Source organism: uncultured Succinivibrio sp., from assembly GCF_902756765.1.
Lineage (GTDB): Bacteria > Pseudomonadota > Gammaproteobacteria > Enterobacterales > Succinivibrionaceae > Succinivibrio.
Window position 1 is genome coordinate 1 of record NZ_CACVSS010000108.1, and the last position, 7,774, is coordinate 7,774.

Annotated in this window: 10 protein-coding genes; 7 read left to right on the forward strand and 3 right to left on the reverse strand. The window is 39.6% G+C overall.

Annotation, left to right across the window (positions count from 1 at the left end; genetic code table 11):
* Nucleotides 1-76 precede the first annotated feature (76 nt).
* Nucleotides 77-1,021 (forward strand): sigma 54-interacting transcriptional regulator, encoded by a 945-nt coding sequence (locus QZU45_RS10675; protein ID WP_295355144.1) that lies wholly within the window; start codon nt 77-79, stop codon nt 1,019-1,021.
* 135 nt (nt 1,022-1,156) lie between these two features.
* Nucleotides 1,157-2,311, forward strand: a complete 1,155-nt coding sequence (locus QZU45_RS10680; protein ID WP_295355146.1) for a glycerate kinase — start codon at nt 1,157-1,159, stop codon at nt 2,309-2,311.
* 116 nt (nt 2,312-2,427) lie between these two features.
* On the opposite strand, the gene QZU45_RS10685 is transcribed toward QZU45_RS10680, so the two are convergent.
* Nucleotides 2,428-2,616, reverse strand: a complete 189-nt coding sequence (locus QZU45_RS10685; RefSeq protein ID WP_074841218.1) for a hypothetical protein — start codon at nt 2,614-2,616, stop codon at nt 2,428-2,430.
* A 546-nt stretch (nt 2,617-3,162) separates the two neighbouring features.
* Here QZU45_RS10685 and QZU45_RS10690 point away from each other — a divergent pair.
* Nucleotides 3,163-4,017: an aldo/keto reductase gene (locus tag QZU45_RS10690; RefSeq protein ID WP_295355148.1), complete on the forward strand. Its 855-nt coding sequence runs from the start codon at nt 3,163-3,165 to the stop codon at nt 4,015-4,017.
* Here the strand turns inward: QZU45_RS10690 and QZU45_RS10695 are convergent.
* Entirely contained in the window at nt 4,014-4,469 is a 456-nt protein-coding gene (locus QZU45_RS10695) for a MarR family transcriptional regulator (RefSeq protein ID WP_295355150.1), read from the reverse strand. The two genes, QZU45_RS10690 and QZU45_RS10695, sit on opposite strands and share 4 nt — an antisense overlap.
* 245 nt (nt 4,470-4,714) lie before the next feature.
* Between QZU45_RS10695 and QZU45_RS10700 the strand changes: the two genes are divergently transcribed.
* Nucleotides 4,715-5,032 (forward strand): thioredoxin family protein, encoded by a 318-nt coding sequence (locus QZU45_RS10700; protein WP_074841215.1) that lies wholly within the window; start codon nt 4,715-4,717, stop codon nt 5,030-5,032.
* A 62-nt stretch (nt 5,033-5,094) separates the two neighbouring features.
* Here QZU45_RS10700 and QZU45_RS10705 read toward each other — a convergent pair whose 3' ends face one another.
* Entirely contained in the window at nt 5,095-5,658 is a 564-nt protein-coding gene (locus QZU45_RS10705) for a hypothetical protein (RefSeq protein WP_295355153.1), read from the reverse strand.
* Nucleotides 5,659-5,922: 264 nt separating this feature from the next.
* Here QZU45_RS10705 and QZU45_RS10710 point away from each other — a divergent pair, with 264 nt between their 5' ends.
* From QZU45_RS10710 to QZU45_RS10720, 3 genes are all read left to right on the forward strand, one after another.
* Nucleotides 5,923-6,348 carry a MarR family transcriptional regulator gene (locus QZU45_RS10710; RefSeq protein WP_295355155.1) on the forward strand — a complete coding sequence of 142 codons (426 nt, stop codon included), beginning with the start codon at nt 5,923-5,925 and terminating at the stop codon, nt 6,346-6,348.
* A gap of 17 nt (nt 6,349-6,365) precedes the next feature.
* The gene (locus QZU45_RS10715; protein WP_295355157.1) at nt 6,366-6,827 is read left to right on the forward strand and encodes a cupin domain-containing protein; all 462 of its coding nucleotides are present in this window, start codon (nt 6,366-6,368) and stop codon (nt 6,825-6,827) included.
* 466 nt (nt 6,828-7,293) lie between these two features.
* Nucleotides 7,294-7,701, forward strand: coding sequence for a hypothetical protein (locus tag QZU45_RS10720; protein ID WP_295355158.1), 408 nt, complete (start codon nt 7,294-7,296; stop codon nt 7,699-7,701).
* Nucleotides 7,702-7,774 lie beyond the last annotated feature (73 nt).

Sequence of the window (7,774 nt, forward strand, 5' to 3'; positions counted from 1 at the left end):
TTTACTAACCGCATGAGAGGTAAAAGCATTAGACATATAATTGAGGTTGTATCTAAAACTCCAAGGATGCCTAAAAATGCTTAACCAACCATGCATGAATCTGGTTGGCAGTTCTCCTGAAATCACAGAAACCAAGAGACTAGCCAGAGAATTTGCAGCAGTAGATACGACTGTACTTATCACAGGAGAGTCTGGAACGGGAAAAGAACTTTTTGCTCAGAGTATCCACAATGCCTCATCCAGACGAAACGGACCTTTTGTGGCTGTTAACTGCGCAGCTCTCCCAGTTAATCTTCTGGAAAGTGAGCTGTTCGGATACGTAGAAGGTGCATTTACGGGGGCAAAACATAAAGGAAAAGCAGGCCTTTTTGAAATGGCCCATCACGGTACGATTTTTCTTGATGAAATCTCGGAGATGGAAATGTATGCCCAGAGCAGACTACTCAGAGTGATTCAGGAAAGACAGGTAATGAGACTTGGTGATGACAAATACATTCCTGTGGATGTAAGAATCATTGTGGCAACTAACAAGCCTCTGGCACAACAGGTAAGCAAAGGAGAATTCAGACAGGATCTCTATTATCGTCTTAAGGTATTAACCTTCAGAGTACCTCCTCTAAGAGACCGTAGCGGTGATATCAGGGTACTTGCAAAATATTTTCTTGACCATTACTGCAGCAAACACGGTCGAGTCAGGGCTTTTTCAAAGGAAGCGCTGAATCTGCTTGAAAAATACAGCTGGCCAGGAAATGTTCGTGAACTCAGATACTTCATTGAAAGAATGGTTATTGTTACTAAACAGAAAGAAATCAGTGGTGGTCAGCTTATGACCTACTGGGATGACCAGGATCTGAGTAGTTCTCAGAATGCCAGTGCTCCTTTAAAACCTGTATCAGATGAGAAGGAACGTATCAGACAGGCAATTGAACAGGCTGAAGGAAATATAAGTAAAGCCGCAAGAATACTTGGAATTGACAGAAGCACAATCTATCGTAGGATGAAAACAGAGCAAAAGAAATAGTGTTGCAGAAGTATTTAATTGCAACACTTTATGTAGCATCAAGATTTTATTAAAACAACTAACTCCTTAGAAATCAATCTATTAGTGCATGGCACGCTTCTTGCTTTACATAACTGTACCAATAAGGAGAATAAAATGAAAGTAGTACTGGCTCCTGATTCATTTAAAGGAAGTCTAACCTCTTCTCAGGCTGCGTCTGCCATGGAAAGAGGAATCAGAAAAGTATTAAAGGACGCACAGATTGAGAAAGTATGGATTGCTGACGGCGGTGAAGGCACTGTTGAAGCCATTGTTTCCATGACCGGCGGACAGTATGTTCATACAAAGGTAGAAGGTCCTTTAGGAGAAAAGGTTGACGCTGTATGGGGACTGTGTACGACAGAAAATGGAAAAACCGCTGTAATTGAAATGGCAGCTGCCTCAGGCATTCTAATAACTCCGCAGGAAAAAAGAAACGTAAAAAAAGCCTCCACATTCGGAACAGGACAGCTTATCAAGGCAGCCTTAGACAGTGGAGCTTCATGTATTATCATCGGTATTGGAGGTTCTGCCACCAATGACGGTGGTGCCGGTATGGCTCAGGCCTTAGGAGCACAGTTCTACGACAGTGAGGGGAAGATTCTGCCAAAAGGAGGAGAGGCGCTTTCGAAACTGCACAGTATCGATTTAAGAAATCTCGACCCCAGACTTAACTATACAAAGATTCTTATTGCCTCAGATGTAAAGAATCCTCTTTGTGGATCACATGGCTGTTCAGCAGTTTACGGTCCGCAGAAAGGAGCAACGGCTAAGGATGTTGAGATTCTTGACAAGGCGCTTGAAAATTATGCTGCTATTGCCAGAAGAGATGTAGGCATTGATATCAGAAATGTTCCTGGAGCTGGTGCTGCCGGTGGTCTTGGTGCAGGACTGATGCTATTTGCCAACGGCAAAATGGAACCGGGAATAGAACTGATATTAAATATTATCGGTTTTGAAAACATTGCTAAAGACGCAGATCTGGTGTTCACCGGAGAGGGCTTTACAGACTCACAGACAGCAAACGGAAAAGCCCCTGTTGGAGTTGCTGCCATTGCTAAGAAATATAAGATTCCGGTTATATGTCTTTCTGGAGGTATCAGCTCTGATGCCTCTGCGCTCTATAATCATGGAATAGATGCGGTGAGTGGAACTCCTTGTGCTCCGATAAGCCTTAATAGTTGTATAGAGAACGCGGCGACAATGCTGGAAGATGCCGCAGAACGGATAATTAGACTGGTTTTGATAGGTACAAAGCTAAATAGAAAATAATGTTCATTGCTCTTATAAAAGGTAGCAGCTTATATGCTACCTTCTTTTTTGGGTGACAGAGCCTTTCAGAGAAATATATCTCTACTCTTATATTCTGAGCTGACCTTGAAAAAAAGCTATATCAGATCGTCATAAACCACGAAGATCACTGAGCTTTTGCCCTTTTCCCCATATTCCTCAAGTCTGATGATCATGACATTTGAATTCTGTCGCTGCCATTCCTCAAACTGCTGTAATGCCATAGAAGTCTTTCTTCTTTTAGATCCGCTCTTGAAGTCATCTAAAAACTGTTTGACTCTGACCATGGTTTGCTCCTTACGGGCACAAAAAAACCGTTAACTATAAAGTGTAACGGTCTGCGCTCGGTAATGTCTGACTGTTTAACATCGGGGTGACAAAGTCTCTGTGCACATATCTATAACCTCCAGGTATACGAGCTGTCTCGTATTTCAAATGTGCAGCAGTCAATAGTTCACGTAAATAAATATATTCTCTACAGTTTACCATGCATTTTCTCCTAGCTATCTTCATTTTAGAAAAAAAATATGTCTAATAGAATAATCAATTGAATTTACATCACAAAAGAATTTATTTTTCCGTAAAAAACTGAGATACAGCTTAAAAAGTTTAAATAAACGGAACTCTTTTGGGGAAAGCTTTACAAAAATAGTGCATTTATAAAACTGTGCTGTATTAGCAAGAAGAATCTATAATGCTTTGGTATTATTAATCTATTGCGCTAAAGAACACAGCTCTGGCTTATATATGCCATGCAGTGACAATTAAAGCATCCACATAAAAATAAAACGAAACAGTGTCACACCAGTCAATTAACCTAAGGCTATTTAGTAATGAAAGAATTTGTAACCTTAAAAAACGGATTAAAGATGCCTCGTCTGGGTATGGGCATGTGGTATATAGGTGAGGAATCATCAAAAGCCCGTAGTGAATATGAGGCTATCCGTATGGGAATAGATTCCGGCGTAAAACTGATTGATACAGCTGAAATGTATGGAATGGGCCGTTCTGAAGCCTTTGTAGGCAGAGCCATCAAAAACTATGACAGAAGCTCTCTGTTTCTGGTGTCAAAGGTACTTCCATCAAATGCCGGTCGTAACCACATCCGCTATTCCCTTGAGCATTCACTGAAACGTCTTGAGACTGATTATCTTGATATGTATCTGTACCACTGGATTGGAGATACACCTTTCCCTGAGGTGGTAGAAAGCATGGAGCGCTTTGTTGAGGAAGGAATAATCCGATCCTGGGGTGTTTCAAATTTTGATACCGAGGATATGGTTGAGCTTGTAGAACACAGCGGAGGAGAGAACTGCGTCGTAAACCAGGTGCTCTATCATCTAGGCTCACGCGGTATTGAATACGATCTGCTGCCATACATGAAGGAGAAGAACATCTATCCTATGAGCTACTGTCCTTTAGCTCAGGGAGGATCACTTGCAAAAGGAATTCTTCAGAATGAAACCGTCCTGACGATAGCCAAGAGTCATAATCTGAGCACATCTCAGGTACTTTTGGCTTTTGTACTGGCAAATGAGGATATGATTGCAATTCCAAGAAGCTCAAGCGCCAGACACACTCTTGAAAATGCGGCGGTAAGAAACATTACCCTGACCGCTGAAGAGCTGGAGCTTTTAAATCAGGCCTTTCCAGCCCCTAATCACAAGGTACCTCTGGATGTATGCTAATCAACACTGCAAAGCAGCTTTAACAACAGCCCCTTTAACTGCATTGCATCATCCATAGTAAAACCGCTGCTGTTATTGCTGATTTTACAGCAGATCTGCTGAGGAATAACCAGAGCTTTTTCCCTAAGCTTACGTCCTTCCTCAGTAATTTCAGCTATTACCACACGTTCATCTGACTCATCACGATATTTTCTGATCACGCCCAGGGCACAGAGTTTCTTGAGAACCGGGGTCAGAGTTCCTGAATCCAGATACAGCTTGGCGCCTAAATCCTTGACAGAGATCTTCTCATGCTCCCACATTACCATCATGGTTACATACTGGGTATAGGTCAGATCCAGTTCCTTAAGCAGGCTGGCATAGGTGTTAACCACTCTTCTGGCACAGGCATACAGAGGGAAACAGACCTGGTTCTCTAAAAGCAGAGGATCGTTCTTATCTTTTTTAGTCATAGCTTAAAATCCAAGGTGAAAAAATATTTTAAGACTGTCTTCATGACAGAGCCAATTCACTCTTATGTTTTTATTGTAGCAGTTTTCTGAGGTCTTTCTAGCCTTAATCGGCCATACAACCGCAGATTCTGAATCTATACTTCGATTATAATTTAAAATTTTATTAGATTTAATTTGACACAATTTAATTTTACTATATAATACATAATATATTAAACATCACGAAAAATAAAGAGGAATTAATTATGTCAATGATGCCAGTAAATACAGAAAGTTTTGATAAGGAAGTTTTAGGTGACGATGGCTTCAAGATGATGTTCATCGGTGCCGAGTGGTGTGGACACTGCAAAGCCATGAAACCAGGAGTAATGGAATTTTCATCTGAGAATCCTGAGATTAAGCTTTGCTATGCAGATGCTGACGAATCAGAAGAACTCTTAAGTAAATTCGGAATTACCAGTATTCCTACTACTCTGGTCTTCAAGGATAAGAAAGAAGTTTTAAGAAAGGTTGGAGCTCTGTCCAAGCAGGAGCTTGGTGAGATCGTTAAGACCTACCTATAGCAAGCAAAAAAAGTAACCAACAGCTGTTATGCCTGAAAGATCATTTTCAGGCATTTTTTTTCTTAGAACTTATATTCGAAATCCAGGTTTACACCCTTCATCTCATATCCAGGGTTATGTGAATTCATACCGTTTGAGGCATGAGCATAAAGAAGGGTCAGACCTAAGGCAGAATAATTTCCCAGCTTATAGCTGAAGCGTGGACCTACTCTCCACAGGAAATCATAGGCACGGGCGCCAGCAGGATGAGCCTTGGTGAAGAATCTCATGGTACCGCCGACTTCCAGAGCGGTGTAGAAGCTGCCGAAAGGATTGAATTCAAGACGACCCATTATTGATGGTCCGATACCAAAGGCATCTGAATCCTTCTTTTCATCCTTATCCATGTAGCCGTTGGCAATGGAAGCTGTTCCGCCATAGTAGAATGACAGATAGTCGTTATTCCATAAATGTTTATAGACATGCAGATTATAGTTATCTACATGCTTATCTGACTTGTTGTGCTTCAGATATTCGGCCTGAAAATCCCAGCCTTCAACACATGAGGTCTGTGCGCTGGCAGATAATCCCATAAACAGAAGTGAAGAAATAACACATGCCTTAGTCAGTTTGTTCAGGTTTATCATTCTTGAAATCCGATAGTTATATTTATTTTTTCTTCTTTTAAAAGTATTTTTAGATTTTAAAAAAAAAGAAAAAAAAAATAACCGATCAAACTCGCAAACCTAAGCAAATACACAATAAAATTTCAGAAAAAACAAAAAGAAGAGATATAAATGTAAAATTTATGTTGCATTTAGTTAGATATCTAATTATATTTATCTGCAGATTAGTTAGACATCTAACTATATTTTGATTTACGGAATATTTCAGCAAAGAAAGTCATGGTTATGAAACACTGCATCGTCGCTTTATCTTCAACACTGCACCGCTTCGCAAGAGAGTTTCTGGAAAGACAGCTTAAAGAGAACGGTCTTAAAGGAATTGTACCTTCCCATGGAGATATCCTGGCTAGTCTGTATCAGAAGCAGACGCTCACAATGCAGGAGCTGGCCTGCAGGATCAACAGAACCAAAGCTACAACCACGGTACTGGTGGATAAGCTTGAAAAACTTGAGCTCGTATCAAGAGTTAAATCTGAGAAGGACAGCCGTGTATATCTGGTTTCCTTGACCGTGAAAGGCAAATCCTATGAACAGCTTTTCAATCAGATTGCTGAAAATATGAACAGCAGATTAATGAATAATCTTTCAGAAGATGAGGCAAATCTTCTGGAAAAACTTTTAACCAAAGCTATATCTGGCTTTAACAAATAATAGAGAGGTAATTAAAAATGGCATTTGAAGTTCTACTATCAGACAAGTCAAAGAAACCAGAGCATCAGGCTGAGGCAGCAAACGTATCCTTTGCAGACCTAGGTTCGTTTGATGGCATTAAGGACTATATCATGGAGTGTCCTGATGCCAAGCTTACCATGAACTCAAAACTGTTCTTAAAAGATCTGCTGAAGTTAACCGGAATGGAAATGTCCTTTGGCTATATGGAACCAGACACAGTTGGACCATTTTCACACAAACACAAGCTGAACGAAGAAGTGTATGTTGTGCTTAACGGAAACGGTATCATGACTGTAGACGGTAAGGATTATCCACTGAAGGAAGGTTCTGTAATAAGAGTTGATCCTAAAGGTGTGCGCAAATTGTCATCTGGAGATAAGGGACTGACATATATCTGTATTCAGACCAAGCGCAACTCCCTTGAAGGTTATACCATGACAGACGGAGAAATATTGTAACATTCTCATTTTGCTAAGTTTTATTTGGGACAGACATCAGCGCTGTCCCTTTTACTGAATATTAAACAAAATTAACCTGCCATTTCACTATATTCAACTGATTTTTTTCTATAACAGAAAAGCCCTCTTCCGATAACAAAATTCACCTGTATTACCTCATAAGTGACGATTAAATCACATTTTCTTTAAAGTCGGATATAAAAAAATACAGATCAACTTATTTTAATCAAATTGCAGTTTTAATTTAAAAAGGCAATAAATAATGTACTTTTCAATTAAAATAAAAAAGTAAATATTTTTAAGTTTTTCCTTATTATTCAATAATATTTTTTAATTTTTGCTTAATAACCTAATTGTAAAAGTATTTTTTAGATGCTAGTATTAGGCGCTTTTTTAATTTTTCATAACAGAAAATACTTAGAAAAGAATTATTAAAAATTTGAATCAACTTCAAGGATTATTGAACATGCTCAAACTCTTTATTCCAATAGGTGTTGCTCTTGCACTCTTATCCGGCTGCAAGAATACCGCCTCACAGGATAACAATCTCGATGCAGGCCGTGTTGCATCCTCAATCAGGAAAAACCGTACCACTCTCAGTGAAGCAATGCTGAAAATCGGAGAACCAGTCTTTATATCACAAACGAAAGACGGAAAAATAATTGCGGGCTTTAATCTTGAAAACAAAGCCTTTACCGACGATTACACCAACAATATCATTAACGGGACCATGACTTTCGGAGAGAAATCCACTCTGATCCCCAAGATTACCAAGAATATATTTCTTGAACTCGATGAAAACAATGTTGTCACCGGATTTAAACTTGCAGGCGCAGCCTGGGTCGAAAGTAAATGGTCAGAAATAAATCTCTGACCTTTATTTTGCCTGATCCATATTCCAAGGCATCAGTGCATACAGAATCTCACTTGGAATGCTGTGAGATTTA

Bases quoted from the DNA above. Each gene is read 5' to 3' on its own strand.
- QZU45_RS10675 (WP_295355144.1), top strand. From the start codon at position 77: ATGCTTAACCAACCATGCATGAATCTGGTTGGCAGTTCTCCTGAAATC.
- QZU45_RS10680 (WP_295355146.1), top strand. From the start codon at position 1,157: ATGAAAGTAGTACTGGCTCCTGATTCATTTAAAGGAAGTCTAACCTCT.
- QZU45_RS10685 (WP_074841218.1), bottom strand. From the start codon at position 2,616: ATGGTCAGAGTCAAACAGTTTTTAGATGACTTCAAGAGCGGATCTAAA.
- QZU45_RS10690 (WP_295355148.1), top strand. From the start codon at position 3,163: ATGAAAGAATTTGTAACCTTAAAAAACGGATTAAAGATGCCTCGTCTG.
- QZU45_RS10695 (WP_295355150.1), bottom strand. From the start codon at position 4,469: ATGACTAAAAAAGATAAGAACGATCCTCTGCTTTTAGAGAACCAGGTC.
- QZU45_RS10700 (WP_074841215.1), top strand. From the start codon at position 4,715: ATGTCAATGATGCCAGTAAATACAGAAAGTTTTGATAAGGAAGTTTTA.
- QZU45_RS10705 (WP_295355153.1), bottom strand. From the start codon at position 5,658: ATGATAAACCTGAACAAACTGACTAAGGCATGTGTTATTTCTTCACTT.
- QZU45_RS10710 (WP_295355155.1), top strand. From the start codon at position 5,923: ATGAAACACTGCATCGTCGCTTTATCTTCAACACTGCACCGCTTCGCA.
- QZU45_RS10715 (WP_295355157.1), top strand. From the start codon at position 6,366: ATGGCATTTGAAGTTCTACTATCAGACAAGTCAAAGAAACCAGAGCAT.
- QZU45_RS10720 (WP_295355158.1), top strand. From the start codon at position 7,294: ATGCTCAAACTCTTTATTCCAATAGGTGTTGCTCTTGCACTCTTATCC.